This is a genomic window from Cryobacterium lactosi, from assembly GCF_004403945.1.
In the GTDB taxonomy this organism is placed as follows: Bacteria; Actinomycetota; Actinomycetes; order Actinomycetales; family Microbacteriaceae; genus Cryobacterium; species Cryobacterium lactosi.
Map to the genome: position 1 here is coordinate 110,772 of NZ_SOHM01000011.1, position 17,186 is coordinate 127,957.

Genomic DNA, 17,186 nt, shown 5'->3' on the forward strand with positions numbered 1-17,186 from the left:
GTCCTGTACACCCTTGAAATTCCCAGTCTCCTGTAGTGCAGTGGAGAGTGCTTGAGCGCGCTCGACGGCTTGCCGTGGGCGGCTGGGTGTACCACCGAGAAACACCATTGAGGATGCCGCGCGCCACAAGCGCGAACCGACCGGTTCAGGTGTCATGAAGAGGTATCAAGGAGGATACAAAAATGGCAGGAAACAGAGCAGTTGCCTATGAAGGACCGGGCAAGGTCGACGTTATCGACATCGACTACCCCACCTTCGAGCTGAAGGACGGACCCGGCGTGAACCCGGCGAATGTCGGACGGCAGGTTCAGCACGGCGTCATCCTGAGAACCATCACCACGAACATCTGTGGCTCCGACCAGCACATGGTTCGCGGCCGCACCACGGCTCCGACGGGCCTGGTGCTCGGACACGAGATCACCGGCGAGGTGGTCGAAGTCGGCCGCGACGTCGAGTTCATCAAGGTCGGCGACATCGTCTCGGTCCCGTTCAATATCTCCTGCGGTCGCTGTCGCAACTGCAAGGAGCGCAAGACCGGTGTCTGCCTGAACGTGAACCCGGACCGTCCGGGTAGCGCGTACGGCTACGTCGACATGGGCGGCTGGGTCGGTGGGCAGTCACAGTACGTGCTGGTGCCGTACGCCGACTGGAACCTGCTGAAGTTCCCCGACCGGGAGCAGGCCCTCGAGAAGATCCTCGACCTCACCATGCTGTCGGACATCTTCCCGACGGGGTTCCATGGGGCGTTCACCGCGGGGATCGGCGTGGGCTCAACGGCCTACATCGCCGGTGCCGGCCCGGTCGGACTCGCCGCTGCCGTCTCGGCTCAGCTCCTCGGAGCGGCCGTCGTGATCGTCGGCGACCTCAACCCCGAGCGTCTGGCGCAGGCCCGCAGCTTCGGCTGCGAGACCGTCGACCTCACCAAGGGCGAGCCGCAGGATCAGATCGAACAGATCCTCGGTGTGCCCGAGGTTGACGCGGCGGTCGACGCCGTCGGATTCGAGGCGCACGGCCACGGCAAGGACTCCGGCAAGGAAAAGCCGGCCACCGTGCTGAACTCGCTGATGAAGGTCACTGCGGCCGGCGGAGCACTCGGTATTCCCGGGCTCTACGTCACGGGTGACCCGGGCGCCGCCACCGAGGAGGCCAAGGTGGGGTCGCTGTCGATCAGCCTCGGCACCGGCTGGGCCAAGTCGCTGTCCTTCACCACCGGGCAGTGCCCGGTGATGAAGTACAACCGGCAGCTGATGATGGCGATCCTGCACGACAAGGTGCAGATCGCCAAGGCCGTGCACGCCCAGCCGATCAGCCTCGAGGATGCCCCGCGCGGGTACGCCGAATTCGATGCCGGCGCGGCGACGAAGTACGTGCTCAACCCGAACGGCTACCTCAAGGACTGAGTGAACTCAGGCCGAGATAGCCAGTGACAGAACCGGGATCGGGCGAAGGCCCGGTCCCGGTTTGTCGCGCCGGCGCGAGTAGCCTGATCTGGTCGCACGTTGCGCGACTCGAACGCAAGGACCCCACCGGAATGCCCCGCCACGAGAGCTCTCCCCCACCGGCCACGGCCGCCGGGCCGCGCTGGAGTGCGATCATCGTCGCGGGCGGCAGGGCCACGCGGTTGGGCGGCATCGACAAGACCGCGCTGGTCTGGCAGGGGCACAGCCTGCTCGACGGCGTCGTGGCCGCAGCATCCGGTGCAGCCCGGATCTGTGTGGTCGGCTCCGACGCCGACCTCGGCGGCGACCTGCTGCGCGCCGTCGAGAGACCGCGCTGGGGCGGTCCGGCCGCTGCGATTGTGGCGGGCCTGGAGGCCGTGGCCGGCGACGCCGACACCGACTGGGTCCTGGTCCTCGCCGGTGACCTCGTGCATGCCGACGCCGCCGTGACGCTCCTGCTGGCCGAACTCGACCGGATCAACGCCTCCGAGATGACCGCCACAACCTCAAGCGCTCCGGCGGCCGATCGGCCCATCGACGGCCTGATCGGCGTGGACTCCGACGGTCGACGCCAACCGTTGCTCGCCGTCTACCGGCGGGCGGCACTGCTGGCATCCGCACGTCTCCATCCGGCAGACAACCTCCCGGTGAAGAGCCTGATCGGCAGCCTGAACCTGGTTCAGTTGCGCCTTCCCGACGCGCTGACCGACGATGTCGACACCCCCGCCGACGCCGCCAGGCTCGGTATCGTCGTTCCCGCCCCTGCCGCACCGTCGAGCACTCCGCGGCCGACGCGGTGACTGGCTAGCCTTGACCCAGGCGCGCTGTCGTCGATGATCCTCGAGGAGTCCGCTATGCCCCTGCTCCACACCGGCCGTTCGGCCCGTTCCGGTTCACCAGGCACCAGCGGCGTGGTGCTCTGATGGAGTGGCTGGAGGCCAGGGACACCGTGCACCGGTTGGGCACGGGAATGCCCGGTGGCACCGAGACCGTGGCCCTGTCCGAGGCCGTCGGACGCACGCTCGCCGCCGAGGTGCGCTCGCTGACGGCGCTGCCGAGCTTCGCGTCCTCCGCCATGGACGGCTGGGCCGTCAACGGCGCAGAACCGTGGATCGTGGGCGATGCGATCCTGGCGGGCGACCCGCCGACAACGACCGCCCTCGCGCCAGGGACCGCGCGGCCGATCGCCACCGGCGCCTGTGTGCCGGCCGGCACCCACGGCATCCTGCGCTCGGAAAAGGGTCAGCTCGCCCCCGCGACTGCCGGGGGCGCGGGGCCCGTGCTGATCCGTTCGGCGGGCACCCGTTCCACCGAGCCGGCCCTCGGTGAGCACGTGCGGGGGCGCGGCGAGGAGTGCGGACTCGACGAGAGGATGTTGGAGCCCGGCTGCCTGCTCACGGCGCCGCGGGTGGCGCTGGCGGCGGTGACCGGCCACGACACGCTCACTGTGACCACACCGCCGACCGTGGAGCTGCTGCTGCTCGGCACCGAGGTGATCCAGTCCGGCGTCCCCGGTCCCGGCCAGGTGCGGGATGCCTACTCCCCCGAGTTCCCGGCGCTGCTGACGGGGCTCGGCGTGAGGCTGAGCGCGCTGCGGCGGCTGCCGGACGACCTCGGTCAGACCATCGACGCCATCCGTTCGAGCACGGCCGCGTTGGTGATCAGCACCGGTGGCAGCGCCCGCGGCCCCGCAGACCATGTGCGCGCGGCCCTGGCCGCTCTCGGTGCGAGCGTGCTCATCGACGGGGTACGGATGCGGCCCGGCCACCCCGTCATGGTGGCCCGCCTGGGCGACGGCCGGCTGATGCTCTGCCTGCCCGGCAACCCGCTGGCCGCCATGCTGGTCCTGGCCAGCCTGGGGATGCCGCTGATCGACGGGCTGCTCGGCCGGCCGCTGCTGCCCCTGGACCGGGTGGCCCTCGCGCACGACATCGCCAACCTCAGCGGGTCGACCCGTCTGGTGGCATACCGGCTCACCGACGACGGCGCGGTGCCCACAGCACGGCAGGGCTCCGGCATGCTGCGCGGGCTCGCGGAGGCCGACGGTGTGGCCGTGGTCCCACCCGGCGGGGCGTGCGCCCCCGACCCGGTCGCCACGCTTCCGCTGCCCTGGTAACCGCTCCGGTCTGCCGTCGGCCGTCGGCCTCTCGGAGTGGCCCAGGTGCTGGCAGACGGCTGCTCAACAGGCCAGGGAAGTGAGGGTCTTCGTCTCGCCGTTCCAGAACCGTGCCGCGACGCAGGACCCGGCCGCCGGCGGCTCACCGAGAACCGCGAGCGCATGGCCGACCTGATCGGCGCCGAGCCGGCGGGCGAGGGTGACGTGCGGCGTCCACCGATCGGGCCGGGTGAGCTCCACGGCCCCTGGCGCCACTCCGAGCACGGTCCGGTGCACCTCCAGCAGGACCCTGGTCATCACCACGGGGCGGGCGAGCACGAACCGGCCGGGCCCCGCCCGGAACAGCACCAGTCCGGAGACCCTGAGTTCAACGGGCAGCGGCGCGGCCGCCCGGTCGAACGCGGCCCGCACGGCATCCGTGAGCTCGAGTGCCGGTCCGGCCGCCAGCGTGAGGTGCGGCCGGTTGCTCGCACCCTGGTGCCGGCCCAGATTCGGCAGCCCGGCCTCCTCCAATGCCGTCCACTCCGCGCGAAACGCAGCCTCGGTAGCCGGGTCGAAGGTCAACTCGATGCTTCGCATGGCTTCATCCTGCCCTGTTCCCGGCTGGCCCATCGCACCACGGATAGCGCACCACGTTTACGGGAAGAAGTGAGATTCCAAGGACGGAATCCGGCACAGCATCCTTTCTGCCGGCCGTTGTCCTGATAAACGTTCGTCGCAGGGAACCGCGCGGACCGACCGATTGCCGTGGCACCTTTCCGGTGCTATTTCTGGAGCGCACGTTTCCTGCCCCGACCGAAGGAGACCCATGAACGCCCCCGTACCCGACGACGGGCGGCCCGACGGCCGGCTCGACGACCTCAGCCGACGGTTGACCCAGGCACTGCAGATTCTCGACCTCGACGTCGACTACCCCCTGCTCCTCGGACTGGCCGCCGATACCTCCCGAGCAGTGGGGCCCGACGGCGGACCGATCAGCACCTTCCTGGTGGGCTATGCGGCCGGCCTGACGAGCACCTCCGACAAACAGTCCGTGACCGACGCCGTGCAGCGCGCCGTCGACGTGGCCAGGCAGGCCACCCGGAAGACCGGGGACGGCGGCATCGACGACGGCTGGGCGAACACCGCGCAGTAGCCGTCGGTGCGGCACCGGTCTGCAGCCGCCGGTGTCGTGGCGCCCTGCAGCCGTCGACGTGGGCCGCCCCAGACGACGAACGGCGCCTACGTGGTCAGCACCGCTTCGACGTTGTGCGCCGGTTCCAACCGCACGATCACGGCCTTGGACACCGGGGTGTTGCTGCCCTCCGCCACCTGGTCGAGCGGAACGAGCACATTCGCCTCCGGGTAGTACGCCGCCGCGCATCCCCGGGCGGTGGGATACGCCACCGCTCGGAACCCGTGCAGCACCCGGTCGACGCCGTCGTCGTAGACGCCGTGGACATCCACCAGCTGCTCGTCGGCCAAGCCCAGCTCGACCAGGTCGTTGGGGTTGACGAACACCACGTGCCGGCCCTTCTTGATGCCGCGGTACCTGTCGTCATGGCCGTAGATGGTGGTGTTGAACTGGTCGTGCGAGCGCAGGGTCTGCAGGATGAGCGTGCCGTCGGGCCGGTCCAGGTGCTCGAGGTCGTTGACCGTGAGCATCGCCTTGCCTGTGGGGGTGGGGAAGGTGCGGGAGTCGCGCGGCCCGTTCGGAAGCAGGAAGCCGCCCTCCCGGCGGATCTTGGTGTTGTAGTCGTCGCAGCCGGCGACGACGTGCGAGATGTGCTCCCGGATCAGGTCGTAGTCGCGCTCGAAGCCCGTCCAGTCCACATTCACCTTCGTGCCCAGCACGGCGCGGGCGAGGCGGCTGACGATGGCCACCTCGGAGAGCAGGGTGGGCGCGACCGGGCTCACCTTGCCCCAGGACGGATGCACGGCGCAGACGGTGTCCTCCACCGACACGAACTGTTCCCCGGTGGCCTGCCGGTCGATCTCGGTGCGTCCCATTGTCGGCAGGATCAGGGCCTCATCGCCCACCACGGCGTGTGAACGGTTGAGCTTGGTGGAAACCTGCACCGTCATTTCGGCGCCGTGCATGGCGGCCTCGGCGGCCTGGGTGTCGCTGATCGCGCTGACCAGGTTGCCGCCGAGGGCCATGAAGACCTTGATCTGACCGTCCCGCAGCCCCCGGATGGTGGCGACGGCATCCACACCGTGCTCGCGGGGCGGGTTGAAGCCGAACTCCCGTTCGAGGGCGTCCAGGAACGCCGGCGGCATCTGCTCCCAGATGCCCATCGTGCGGTCGCCCTGCACGTTGCTGTGCCCACGGATCGGCGAGGCGCCGGCGCCGGGCTTGCCGATGTTGCCCCGCAGCAGCAGCAGGTTGATGATCTCCTTGATGGTGGCGACGCCCTTCTTGTGCTGGGTGAGCCCCATCGCCCAGGTGATGATCACCTTCTCGGCACGGAGGTACCGGGCGGCAAGCTCGTCGATCTCGGCGGCGCGCAGCCCGGTGGCCTCGAGCACGGCCTTCTCGTCGACCCGGGCGAGGTGTGCTGTGAGTTCCTCGAGACCCTGGCAGTGCTCACGCAGGAACTCGTGGTCGAGAACGGTGCCCGGGTTCGCGGCCTCCGCGGCGAGCACCCGCTTGGACACCGCCTGCAGCAGCGCCATGTCACCGCCGAGCCGTACCTGCACGAACTGGTCGGCCATGTCGGTGCCGTGCCCGATGATGCCCTTCACCCGCTGCGGGTTCTTGTAACGCTTGAGGCCGGCCTCCGGCATGGGATTGACCGCGACGATCTCGGCGCCGTTCTCCTTCGCCTCCTCCAGGGCGGTCAGCATCCGCGGGTGATTGGTGCCCGGGTTCTGGCCCATCACGATGATGAGGTCGGCCTTGCCGAAGTCGTCGTAGGTAATGGTGGCCTTGCCGATGCCGATGGTCTGCCCCATCGCCCAGCCCGACGACTCGTGGCACATATTGGAGCAGTCCGGCAGGTTATTGGTGCCGAAGGCGCGCACGAAGAGCTGGTAAGCGAAGGCGGCCTCATTGGAGGTGCGGCCGCTCGTGTAGAAGGCGGCCTGGTCGGGCGAGTCCAGCCCGTTGAGCTTGTCGGCGATCACCCTGAACGCCTCCGCCCAGCCGATCGGCCGGTAGTGGTCGTCGCCGGCGGCCTTGTACACGGGTTCGGTCAGCCGCCCCTGCATGCCCAGCCAGTAGTCAGTGCGGCCGAGCAGGTCGCTGACCGGATGCTCGGCCCACCATTCCCTACCGATCGTGATGGGCGTGGCCTCCCAGGTGACGGCCTTGGCGCCGTTCTCGCAGAATTCGAACGTCTTGCGGTGGGTGGGATCCGGCCAGGCACAGCTCATGCAGTCGAAGCCGTCCTTCTGGTTCATCGCCAGGAGGGTCTTGCGGCTGCGACTGACGCCCATGCCTTCCAGCGCCGGGATGGTGGAGTGCAGCACGCCCGGCACCCCCGCCGCCCAGGACTTGGGCGAGCCGACCTCGAGGGTGGACTCCCCCGACTCGTCGGTGTCGTCCAGGTGCACGGGACTCTTCTGGTGCGCCGCCGGGTTGGTGGTCACTTTCTTGGGCGTCATCCTGGGCATCCCTTTCGCCGGCCGGGATCCACCGGCACCTCTGCGCCGTCGCCCCGGAGAACATTGGAGTTACCCTGTCAGAGCTATCAGCATCCGCGGCTCACGGCAAGGACCCTGGGCTGTTCAGGGCACACTCTGGGCGGCGGCGCGCTCGAGGACCTCGCCGATGCGTCCCTTGCAGCCGCCGCAGCCGGTGCCCGCTCGGGTGGCCGCCCCGATGCAGGCCACGGTGACGTTGCCCGCCGCGGCGGAGGCGGCGATCGCCTCCACGGTCACACCGTTGCACCAGCACACCGTGGACTCCGGCGCGAAGGCATCGCCCGCGGTCTCCGGGTCGTAGTCGGGGCCGTCGAACCGGAGCAGCACCGACCTGTCGGCGGGCAGTTCGCTGCCTCGCTCGAACAACAGGGTCAGTTCGGCGCCGGTGCGCGGCATACCCACGCAGACGAAGCCGGTGAGGATGCCACCACGGGTGACCATCTTCACGTACCGGCCATGCTCGGGGTCGGCCCACTGCGCCACTGCCAGCGGTGCCGGGTCCCCGGCGGCGCAGCCGTGCGCGTGCGCCGAATCGTCGACATCGAACGGGTCGGCCGCGGTGTCGCCGGCGGCGACCACGTCGATTCCCTCGGCCTTGAGCATCACGACGGATGCCCCGGGCCCGGCAGCAAGCACCGGCGCTGACTCCGCAACCGCGGGCGCCGCGCCCCAGTCGACCGTGGTCGTGCCGGCCGTGGTCATGCCGGCGGTGATCTCGGCACTGAACCGGGCCGCGAGGCTGTCGGCCTGGCGCCAGCCCGGACCGATCAGGCCGGAGGGCCCGCCGGCCGGGGCCATCCGGGCACCGTTCCAGGCTGCGCCGAGGTCGGCGTCGACGGGGCGGGCGGCCACGTGCGCGCAGTCGCCGATGGCGTGGATGGCCGCATCCGCCCAGCTCTGCAACGACTCGTCGACCAGCACACCGGTGGACACCGGCAGGCCGGCCAGGTGGGCCAGTTCGGTGCGGGCGCCCACGCCGCAGGAGAGCAGCAGCAGGTCGCCGCTGATCTGCTTGCCGTCGGCGCAGATGAGGGCTTCGAAGCGTTCGACGCCGGCGTCGTCGTGGTGGAACAGGACGCTCTCGGCGCGGGCGTGGTTGACCATGGTGACCCCGGCGCGCCTGGCGCTGCGGGTGAGCACCGAGCCGGCACCGCGGTCGAGGTTGCGGTTCATCGGGATCTCGCCGTGGTAGACCACGCAGACCTGGGCGCCGGCGGCCGCCGCGGCGAGCGCGATCTCCATGCCCAGCACGCCGGCGCCGAGCACCACGATGCGTTGGCCGGCCTGCACGGCCGCCAGAACGGTGGCGGCGTCGGCGAGGTCGCGCAGCGCACTGATGCCGCTCGGCAGCGGGGCCTCGGCGGAATCGAGGGTGGCGGCAGCCGCGCCGGGCTTCATCAGGCCGCGCCGCACCCGCTTGACACCGTCGAGGGTGGGCACATTGGCGCGGGCACCGGTGGCCAGCACGAGCCTGTCGTAGGGCAGGGTGCTGCCATCGCCGAGACTGACCGTGCGGATGGTGCGGTTCACCGCTACGACTGCGGTGCCGGTGAGGATGCGGGCGCCGGCGGCTCGGGCCCGGCTGCCGTCGGTGAGGTCGAGGGTGTCGCGGTCGGTACGGCCAACGGCGTAGTCGGCCAGCAGCACGCGGTTGTAGGCGTGCTCCCCTTCGGCGCCGACCACGGTGAGGTCGGCCAGGCCGGCCTCCACCAGCGGCAGGATTTCGTCGACGAACCTGGCGCCGACGGGGCCGTAGCCGACGACGACGATGCGTTCGGGGGTGGGGCGTGCGGCTCCGGTCGGTTCAGGCATCCGCCATCACCCTCTCGTGGTCGGTGGTCGGCAGGTCAGGACCCGCGATCGCCCGCACCCGCACAGCAGTGCGCTTGAATTCGGGCATCCCGGAGATCGGGTCGGTGGCCGCGGCGGTGAGCAGGTTGGCGCGCTGGTCGGCGGGGAAGTGGAACGGCAGGAAGACCGTATCTGGCCGGATGTCGGCGCTCAGCTGCGCGCGGCAGCGCACAGTGCCGCGCTCGTTGGCCAGTTCGGCCCAGCCACCATCGGTCAGGCCGAGCCCGGCGGCGGTGGCCGGATGCACCTGCATGCGGGCCTCGGGCTGGGCGGTGGCGAGTTCGGCCACCCGCCGGGTCTGCGCACCGGACTGGTAGTGCTCCAGCAGCCGGCCGGTGATGAGCGTGAGCGCCCCCCGGGTCTGCGCCGGCGCCAGCACGCCGCGCGGCGTCACGGCCACGATGCGGGCCCGGCCGTCGTCGTGCGCGAACCGGTCCAGGAACAACCGCGGGGTGCCGCCGGACCCGGCCGGGTAGGGCCAGTAGGCCGGCTCCCCCGCATCCAGCAGTGTGTAGTCGAGGCCGGAGTAGTCGGCGATTCCGCCCGCCGAGGCCTGGCAGAGCTCGTCGAAGACGGCGCTGGGGTCGGCGCTGTACACGCCGGGGGCGTCCAGGCGCCGGGCCAGCTCCTGGAAGATCCACAGTTCGCTGCGCACGCCGGCGGGCGGGTCGATCGCCCGCCGGCGGCGCAGAACTCGCCCCTCGAGCGACGTCATGGTGCCCTCCTCCTCGGCCCACTGGGTGACCGGCAGCACCACGTCGGCCAGCGCGGCGGTCTCGGAGAAAAAAAAGTCGCAGACGACCAGGAAGTCGAGGTTCTTCAGGCCCCGGCGAACGCTGTCGGCATCCGGTGCAGAGACCACGACGTTGGCGCCGTGCACGAGCAGGGTGCGGATGCCGCCCGGCCGGCCGAGCGCGCCCAGTAGTTCGACGGCGGGGATGCCCGCGCCGGGGATCTGCTCCGGCTCGACTCCCCAGACTCCGGCGACATGGGCGCGGGCGGCCGGGTCGGTGATCTTGCGGTAGCCGGGCAGCTGGTCGCATTTCTGGCCGTGTTCCCGGCCGCCCTGCCCGTTGCCCTGCCCGGTGAGGGTGCCGTAGCCGGAATGGGTCGTGCCGACCAGGCCGAGCACGAGCGCGAGGTTGATGGCCGCGGTGGCCGTGTCGGTACCGTCGACGTGCTGCTCGACGCCGCGTCCGGTGATGATGTAGGTGCCCCGGCCGGCGGCCAGCCGGCTCGCCAGTTCCCTCAGCTGCCGGACCGGCACCCCGGTGTGCTCCTGCACCCGCTGGGGATACCAGCCGGCCACGCTGTAACGCAGCTGGTCGAAGCCGGTGGTGCGCCGGGCGAGGTAGTCGGTGTCAGCGAGGCGTTCGGCCAGAACCAGATGGGTGAGCCCGAGCAGCAGCACCAGGTCTGTACCGGGGGCGGGCTGCACGTGCAGGCCGGCGCCGTCGTCGGTCAGGCGGGCGGTGGCGGTACGGCGCGGGTCGACGACGATGAGGCCGCCCGCTTGCCGGGCACCGTCGAGGTGGCCGATGAACGGCGGCATGGTCTGGGCCACATTGGAGCCGAGCATCAGGATGGTGTCGGCCGCGTCGAGGTCTTCGACCCGGAACGGCAGGCCACGGTCGAGGCCGAAGGCCCGGTTGCCGGCCGCCGCCGCGCTGGACATGCAGAACCGGCCGTTGTAGTCGATGCGGGAGGAGCCGAGGGCCAGGCGGGTGAACTTGCCCAGCTGGTAGGCCTTCTCATTGGTCAGCCCGCCGCCGCCGAACACACCCACGGAGTCGGCGCCGTGCTCGGCCCGGCTGGCGCGGAGCCTATCGGCGATCAGGTCGAGCGCGTCCGTCCAGGAGATCGGGGCGAAGCTACCGTCGGCCGCGCGCCGCATGGGTTCCCGGATGCGCTCGGCCGAGCCGAGCAGTTCGGCCGCGGTCCAGCCCTTCTTGCAGAGGCCGCCGCGGTTGGTGGGGAAGGCCCGGCCGGCGATGGAGACCGGGAGGCCGATCGCATCCGCGGGGCGGACGGCCGGCGCCGGGCGGGCGGCGGGCGTGGCTGCTGCTGCGGGCGTGGCTGCTGCGGCGGCGGGTGTGAGCGTCATCGCGCACTGCAGGGCGCAGTACGGGCAGTGCGTGTCGACGGGGTTCACGGTGGTGCCTTTCGTGGGAGCACAAGTTCGCGAGAGCGGCCGTGTGGTTGCTTCAGCTGGCTGAGGCGACCACACGACCGCTTTCGCGGGATGTGCGGGGTGCGATTTGCGAGCGAGAAGAGCTAGATGCGGTGGCCGGCCACGGAGGAGCCGCGGCGGAGGTAGACGAACGCGGTGACGGCCATCATCACGACGTAGGCGCCGGCGAAGGCGAAGATCGCGCTGGAATAGTCGCCCGTCGAGGTCTTCGAGAAGCCGAGCACCTGCGGGATGACGAATCCGCCGTAGGCGCCGATGGCGGAGATGAGGCCGAGGGCCGCCGCGGTCTTGCGCTGCGTGCCGACATCGCCGGACTCCCTGTGGGCATCCGTGACCCCGCTCTTGGCGGCGAAGACACTGGGGATCATGCGGTAGGTGGAACCGTTGCCGACGCCGGTGGCCACGAAGATCAGCAGGAACGTGACCAGGAACAGCCAGAAGCTGCCCAGCGGCAGCACCAGGTTCACCAGCACCGCGCCGACGGCCATCACGCCGAAAGCGAAGACGGTCACCAGGGCACCGCCGAAGCGGTCGGCCAGGCGACCGCCGAACGGGCGGGCCAGGGAACCGGTGAGGGCGCCGAGGAACGCGAGCGACAGGGATGCGGAAACGACCTGGAACGAGGAGTAGTCGGGAAACTGGTCGGCGATGAGCTTGGGGAACACGCTGGCGAAGCCGATGAACGAGCCGAAGGTGCCGATGTAGAGGAACGCCATGATCCACAGGTGCGGTTCCTTCACCGCGGCGATCGAGCCGGCGAAGTCGGCCTTGGCGCTGGAGAGGTTGTCCATGTACTTCCAGGCCCCGAACATGGCGAGCAGGATGAACGGCACCCAGAAGAAGCCGGCCAGTGGCAGGTTCAGTGTGCCGAGGGCACCGAGGGTGATCACGATGGGCACGACCAGCTGGGCGACGGCTGCACCGAGGTTGCCGCCGGCGGCGTTCAGGCCGAGCGCGTACCCCTTCTGGCTCTGCGGGTAGAAGTAGGTGATGTTCGACATCGAGGAGGCGAAGTTGCCGCCGCCGAGACCGGCGAGCGCGGCGATGAGCAGCATCACCGGGAACGGGGTGTCCGGGTTGCCCACCGCGATGCCCAACCCGATTGACGGGATGAGCAGCAGGCCCGCCGAGATGATGGTCCAGTTGCGGCCACCGAACTTGGGAACCAGGAACGTGTAGGGGAACCGCATGGTGGCACCGACGAGAGTGGGGATGGAGATGAGCCAGAAGATCTGGCCGGTGTCGAACGTGAAACCGGCGTTCGGCAGCTGTACCACCACGATGCTCCAGAGCTGCCAGATCACGAAGCCGAGGAATTCGGCGAAGATCGACCACTTGAGGTTGCGGGAGGCGATGGACTTGCCGCCGCCCGCCCACTGCGTGGGGTTCTCGGCGTTCCAGTTGTCGATCCACCGGCCCGGGCGGTGCACCAGTTCGGCGGACGGAACGGTAGGGGTGGTCGCGGAGACCGGGGCGGGTGGGGCGCTGGTCGTCGTGGTCATCAGGTTCTCCTCAAGAATGTGGTGCCGGGAGTGCTGCGGGAAGTGGTGCCGGAACTGCGGTGGTGGTGTGTCTTCGACGCTACGCAGCCGGTGTTTCGGCGGGACGCTGGGCCAGTTACCTTCTCGTCACCGTGTTCTCACCCCCGGCGAGCGCCGCTGATAGGCCGCTGTTACATGTCGGACACATGAGCGCCGCGACTCCGTCGTTGAGGAGGAATACACGGGTCGAGCGTGATTCCGCCGGTCAGGAACGGGTGCTGAACGACCAGGGCAGTCCGGCGAGCGCCTGCTCCAGCCGGGCGGTGGACGCGTAGAGGTCCAGGACCACGTCGACGAGCCGCTGCGGCGGTGCCTCGCCGTCCACCAGGAGAGGCCGGCTCACGGCATCCGCGCCGCAGGTCTCGGCCAGGCCGGCGAAGTAGCCGGGCGCGAGCAGGTAGGTGGCCACCACGACTCGGCCGGATGCCGCGGCGCGGGCGGTGAGCACGGCGTCGGCCAGCCGGGGCTCGGCGGCGGAGATGAACCCGACCGTGACAGAGCGACCGAGCACCGCGGCGAGCTGGCCGCCGACGGTGTGGCAGTCGGCGACGGCGTTGGCGTCGGTGGAGCCGGCCGCGGCGAGCACCACGGTGTCGGAGGGCTGCAGGTCGATCTCGTGCAGCCGGTCGGCCAGGATCCGGGCCAGGCGCGGGTCGGGGCCGAGGGCCCCGGTGACCCGCACCGGCTGGCCGGCCTCCGCGGCCGCCTCGGCGAGGTCCACGCGCACGTGGTAGCCGGCCGAGAGGAGCAGCGGGACGATCACGACCGGCCGGGCGGCGGCTTCGGCCGCGATGCCGGTCAGGCAGGTGGGCACATCCGGGCTCTGCACGTCGACGTAGCCGCCCACCACGGTGAGCTGGGGTGCCGCGGCAGCCACGGCGTCGACGAGGGCCAGGACGGCGCGCTGCCCTGCGGGGTCGCTGGTGCCGTGCGAGGTCGCCAGCAGCACCGGGGCGCCGCCTGTCTGAACGGTGCGCACCGGGGCGGGCCGCACCGGAACGACGATCATGCTGCCGCGAACTCCACCACGGCGGGTTCGGACTGTGCCCCGCGCTCGGCCTGCTCGCGCACCTGGATCTGTACCGTGCCGTGGTCGATGCGCACCGGGAAGGTGCGGAGCACGTAGTCGAGTGAGGTGAAGCACTCGCCGGTTTCGAGGTCGTAGACCTGTTTGTGCAGCGGTGAGGCCAGGGTGGGCCGGGCGCCGCGGGAGCCGACGATCCCCCGGCTCATCACGAAGGAGCCCGTCGCCGGGTCCTGGTTGGACACGGCGTACAGGCTGCCGTCCGGCAGCAGCACCAGGGCGACCTGCACACCGTCGATCAGCGCGGCCTCCCCCCAGAGCGGTTCGAGGCTGTCGAGGGCGCACACGCTGGTCCACTCGGCGGCGGTGCCTGCGGAGTCGTGCGAGTCGGTGGGTGTGTGCACGGGATCCTCCAGTGGGTGGGCGAGACGCGGGTCGAGCGGTTGCTGGTGTCAACGGTAGGCAGCCCGCGTGACGGTCATCCTGCGAGGCCGTGACGATCGCGTAACGAAGACCTCTCAGTGCTCCCAAAACGACGTGAGGCGCCCGTCACACTCCGTTACGTCGGGGACACGGCAGAGAAATCGCCGACTTTTAGGCTGACGGAACAGCTCATGACTCGGAAAGGCCATCCCATGGACAACGTCACCCCCGCCCCGGATCACTCCGGCACGCCCCGACGCGTCGTGGTGATCGGCGGCGGCCCCGCCGCCCACAGGTTCACCGAAGCGATGGCAGCCCGCGCGACCGCGGCCGGCAGCATCGCACACACCGTGACGGTGTTCGGCGAGGAGCCGCACCTGCCCTACGACCGGGTGGCGCTGTCCCGCCGTCTGGTCGATTCAGAAGACCTCACCCTCGGCGACACCACGCTCTGGGATGCCGAGGCGATCAGCTACCGCGGCGGCAGCACGGTCGTCGGCCTCGACGCCGAGACCAAGGCCATCACCCTCGAAGGTGGCGAACGCGTCGACTACGACGACCTCGTCTTCGCCACCGGCTCCGCGGCCACCGTGCCGCCTATCCCCGGCGCCGAGGCCGGCCACGTCTACCGCACCCTCGAAGACGTCGACTTCCTCGTCGGTGAGATCACCCGGCTGCGGGAACGCCTGGGCCGTCCGGCCAACGTCGTCGTCGTCGGCGGCGGACTGCTCGGCCTCGAGGCCGCCGGCGGTCTCGCCAGGCTCGGCGCCGCATCCACCCTGGTGCACTCGGGCAACTGGTTGATGAGCGCCCAGCTCGACGAGGGTGCCGGCCAAGCGCTCGGCCGGCTGATCGGCGCGCAGGGCATCACCCTGGCCCTCGGCACCCGGCCCACCGAGATCTTGCGCTCCCCCACCGGACGGGTCCTCGGCGTCGCCCTCGGCAACGGAACCCAGCTGCACGCCGATCTGGTGGTCTTCTCCATCGGCATCACCCCGCGCGACGAAATCGCCCGCGCGGCGGGCCTGGACCTCGGCCCGCGCGGCGGCATCGTCATCGGCGACGACTGCCGTACCTCCGCCGCCGATATCTGGGCCATCGGCGAGGTGGCCAGCATCAACGGCGTCTGCGTGGGCCTGGTCGCCCCGGCCAACGCCATGGCCGAGGTCGCCGCCGACCGTCTGCACGGCGGCGAGGCCCTCTTCCCCGGCATCGACGACGCCACCAAGCTCAAGCTCTCCGGCGTGGAGGTGGCCAGCTTCGGCGACGCCCTGGGCCGCACCGAACACTGCCTCGAAGTGGTCTACGCCGATCCGGCCCGCGGCCTGTACCAGAAGATCGTCGTCACGGGCGATGCCAAGACCCTGCTCGGTGGCATCTTCGTCGGCGACGCCTCGCCGTACACCTCTCTCCGCCCCCTGCTCGGCCGTGAACTGCCCGCAGAGCCCGGCGCCTACCTCTCCGCCGCCGGCGCCGAACCGCCCGCGGGCAGCGACCTGCCCGACGACGTGCAGCTGTGCTCCTGCAACAACGTCTCGGTCGGCGCCGTCCGCGAAGCCATTCGCGGCGACCACGGCGAGGCCTGCACCGAACTCGGCCCGCTCAAGGCCTGCACCCGCGCCGGCACCCAGTGTGGCTCCTGCGTTCCGCTGGTCAAGAAGATCCTCGAGACCGAGCTGCAGAAGGCCGGCATCGAGGTCTCCACCGCCCTCTGCGAGCACATCGTCTTCAGCCGCAGCGAACTGTTCGAGAGCGTGCGCATCCTGCAACTCACCTCGTTCGACGAGATCATGGAGCGCTTCGGCACCGGCCTCGGCTGCGACATCTGCAAGCCCACCATCGCGTCGATCCTGGCCACCCAGACCAACGGCTACGTGCTGGATGCCGGCCGTGGCGGCCTGCAGGACACCAACGATCGTGCCCTGGCCAACATGCAGAAGGACGGCACCTACTCGGTGGTGCCGCGGATCCCCGGCGGGGAGATCACCCCGGCCAAGCTCAAGGTGATCGCAGAGGTCGCCGAACAGTACAACCTCTATACCAAGATCACCGGCGGACAGCGCATCGACATGTTCGGTGCCCGGCTCGAACAGCTGCCCGAGATCTGGACCATCCTCGTCGACGCCGGGTTCGAGTCCGGCCAGGCGTACGGCAAGTCACTGCGCACCGTCAAAAGCTGCGTCGGCAGCACCTGGTGCCGGTTCGGCGTGCAGGACGCCGTCTCGATGGCCATCCAGCTGGAGCTGCGCTACCGGGGGCTGCGCTCGCCGCACAAATTCAAGCTCGGCGTCTCCGGTTGCGCCCGCGAGTGCGCTGAGGCCCGCGGCAAGGACATCGGCATCATCGCCACCGATCAGGGCTGGAACCTCTACGTGGGCGGCAACGGCGGCTTCCAGCCGGCGCACGCCCAGCTTCTGGCCCAGGACCTCGACGACGACACCCTGATCGCCTACATCGACCGCTACCTGATGTACTACATCCGCACCGGCGACCGCCTGCAGCGCACCGCGCGCTGGCAGGAAGAACTTCCCGGTGGACTCGAGCACGTGCGCGACGTGGTCGTGAACGACAGCCTGGGCCTGGCCGCCGAGCTGGAACTGGCCATGGCCGCACACGTGGGCAGCTACGAGGACGAGTGGGCGGCGACGCTCAAGGATCCGGAGCGGCTGCGCCGGTTCCGCTCGTTCGTGAACGCGCCGACCACCCCCGACCCGGCCATCGTGCAGGTGCTCGAGCGCGGCCAGCCACGGCCGGCCTGGCCCGGCGAGCGCGCAGCGCGGGCGGATGCGGCAGAGGCGCCCGAAACGCAGACCGGCGCCGACTTCTTCGGAGTGAGCGTCAACGAGCCCGACGACAGCGCCCCCGCCTCTGGGCCCGTTTTGCTCGCCGGCGCCCGCATCCCGATGCGGCCGGCCGACCGCACCGAAACCGGACGACACTCAGCCGCCGCCGGCGCGCACGACAAGGGAGAATGAGA

General features: G+C 70.4%; 12 protein-coding genes. 5 read left to right on the top strand and 7 right to left on the bottom strand.

Annotation, left to right across the window (positions count from 1 at the left end):
* Positions 1-182 precede the first annotated feature (182 nt).
* The 3 genes from fdhA to E3T61_RS06245 all read left to right on the top strand — a co-directional run bounded on the left by fdhA (position 183) and on the right by E3T61_RS06245 (position 3,555).
* Entirely contained in the window at positions 183-1,400 is a 1,218-nt protein-coding gene (fdhA, locus tag E3T61_RS06235; RefSeq protein ID WP_134640034.1) for a formaldehyde dehydrogenase, glutathione-independent, read from the top strand.
* A 131-nt stretch (positions 1,401-1,531) separates the two neighbouring features.
* A complete protein-coding gene (gene mobA, locus E3T61_RS06240; protein ID WP_134640035.1) occupies positions 1,532-2,239 on the top strand; it encodes a molybdenum cofactor guanylyltransferase in 708 nt (235 codons plus the stop codon).
* A gap of 122 nt (positions 2,240-2,361) precedes the next feature.
* Positions 2,362-3,555 (top strand): molybdopterin molybdotransferase MoeA, encoded by a 1,194-nt coding sequence (locus tag E3T61_RS06245; RefSeq protein WP_134640036.1) that lies wholly within the window; start codon positions 2,362-2,364, stop codon positions 3,553-3,555.
* 63 nt (positions 3,556-3,618) lie between these two features.
* Here E3T61_RS06245 and E3T61_RS06250 read toward each other — a convergent pair whose 3' ends face one another.
* On the bottom strand, positions 3,619-4,134 hold the full coding sequence (locus E3T61_RS06250) for a 2'-5' RNA ligase family protein (RefSeq protein ID WP_134640037.1): 516 nt from the start codon (positions 4,132-4,134) through the stop codon (positions 3,619-3,621).
* 229 nt (positions 4,135-4,363) lie between these two features.
* Between E3T61_RS06250 and E3T61_RS06255 the strand changes: the two genes are divergently transcribed.
* Positions 4,364-4,690: a DUF6457 domain-containing protein gene (locus E3T61_RS06255; protein ID WP_134640038.1), complete on the top strand. Its 327-nt coding sequence runs from the start codon at positions 4,364-4,366 to the stop codon at positions 4,688-4,690.
* Positions 4,691-4,776: 86 nt separating this feature from the next.
* Here E3T61_RS06255 and E3T61_RS06260 read toward each other — a convergent pair whose 3' ends face one another.
* The 6 genes from E3T61_RS06260 to nirD all read right to left on the bottom strand — a co-directional run bounded on the left by E3T61_RS06260 (position 4,777) and on the right by nirD (position 14,190).
* Positions 4,777-7,140, bottom strand: a complete 2,364-nt coding sequence (locus E3T61_RS06260; protein WP_134640039.1) for an FdhF/YdeP family oxidoreductase — start codon at positions 7,138-7,140, stop codon at positions 4,777-4,779.
* A gap of 123 nt (positions 7,141-7,263) precedes the next feature.
* Positions 7,264-8,991, bottom strand: coding sequence for an FAD-dependent oxidoreductase (locus tag E3T61_RS06265; protein WP_134640040.1), 1,728 nt, complete (start codon positions 8,989-8,991; stop codon positions 7,264-7,266).
* Positions 8,984-11,134, bottom strand: coding sequence for a molybdopterin oxidoreductase family protein (locus E3T61_RS06270; protein WP_241992429.1), 2,151 nt, complete (start codon positions 11,132-11,134; stop codon positions 8,984-8,986). Before E3T61_RS06270 ends, E3T61_RS06265 begins: the two co-directional genes overlap by 8 nt.
* Positions 11,135-11,304: 170 nt before the next feature.
* Complete coding sequence (locus E3T61_RS06275) at positions 11,305-12,723, bottom strand: MFS transporter (RefSeq protein ID WP_134640042.1); 1,419 nt, start codon at positions 12,721-12,723, stop codon at positions 11,305-11,307.
* A gap of 244 nt (positions 12,724-12,967) precedes the next feature.
* Positions 12,968-13,771 (bottom strand): sirohydrochlorin chelatase, encoded by an 804-nt coding sequence (locus tag E3T61_RS06280; RefSeq protein ID WP_134640043.1) that lies wholly within the window; start codon positions 13,769-13,771, stop codon positions 12,968-12,970.
* On the bottom strand, positions 13,768-14,190 hold the full coding sequence (gene nirD / locus E3T61_RS06285; protein WP_134640044.1) for a nitrite reductase small subunit NirD: 423 nt from the start codon (positions 14,188-14,190) through the stop codon (positions 13,768-13,770). The genes E3T61_RS06280 and nirD overlap by 4 nt, the downstream gene beginning before the upstream one ends.
* Before the next feature lie 231 nt (positions 14,191-14,421).
* Between nirD and nirB the strand changes: the two genes are divergently transcribed.
* Positions 14,422-17,184 carry a nitrite reductase large subunit NirB gene (nirB, locus tag E3T61_RS06290; RefSeq protein ID WP_134640045.1) on the top strand — a complete coding sequence of 921 codons (2,763 nt, stop codon included), beginning with the start codon at positions 14,422-14,424 and terminating at the stop codon, positions 17,182-17,184.
* Positions 17,185-17,186 lie beyond the last annotated feature (2 nt).

Bases quoted from the DNA above. Each gene is read 5' to 3' on its own strand.
- E3T61_RS06280 (WP_134640043.1), bottom strand. From the start codon at position 13,771: ATGATCGTCGTTCCGGTGCGGCCCGCCCCGGTGCGCACCGTTCAGACA.
- E3T61_RS06260 (WP_134640039.1), bottom strand. From the start codon at position 7,140: ATGACGCCCAAGAAAGTGACCACCAACCCGGCGGCGCACCAGAAGAGT.
- E3T61_RS06265 (WP_134640040.1), bottom strand. From the start codon at position 8,991: ATGCCTGAACCGACCGGAGCCGCACGCCCCACCCCCGAACGCATCGTC.
- E3T61_RS06245 (WP_134640036.1), top strand. From the start codon at position 2,362: ATGGAGTGGCTGGAGGCCAGGGACACCGTGCACCGGTTGGGCACGGGA.
- E3T61_RS06275 (WP_134640042.1), bottom strand. From the start codon at position 12,723: ATGACCACGACGACCAGCGCCCCACCCGCCCCGGTCTCCGCGACCACC.
- nirB (WP_134640045.1), top strand. From the start codon at position 14,422: ATGGACAACGTCACCCCCGCCCCGGATCACTCCGGCACGCCCCGACGC.
- E3T61_RS06250 (WP_134640037.1), bottom strand. From the start codon at position 4,134: ATGCGAAGCATCGAGTTGACCTTCGACCCGGCTACCGAGGCTGCGTTT.
- mobA (WP_134640035.1), top strand. From the start codon at position 1,532: ATGCCCCGCCACGAGAGCTCTCCCCCACCGGCCACGGCCGCCGGGCCG.
- E3T61_RS06270 (WP_241992429.1), bottom strand. From the start codon at position 11,134: ATGACGCTCACACCCGCCGCCGCAGCAGCCACGCCCGCAGCAGCAGCC.
- fdhA (WP_134640034.1), top strand. From the start codon at position 183: ATGGCAGGAAACAGAGCAGTTGCCTATGAAGGACCGGGCAAGGTCGAC.
- E3T61_RS06255 (WP_134640038.1), top strand. From the start codon at position 4,364: ATGAACGCCCCCGTACCCGACGACGGGCGGCCCGACGGCCGGCTCGAC.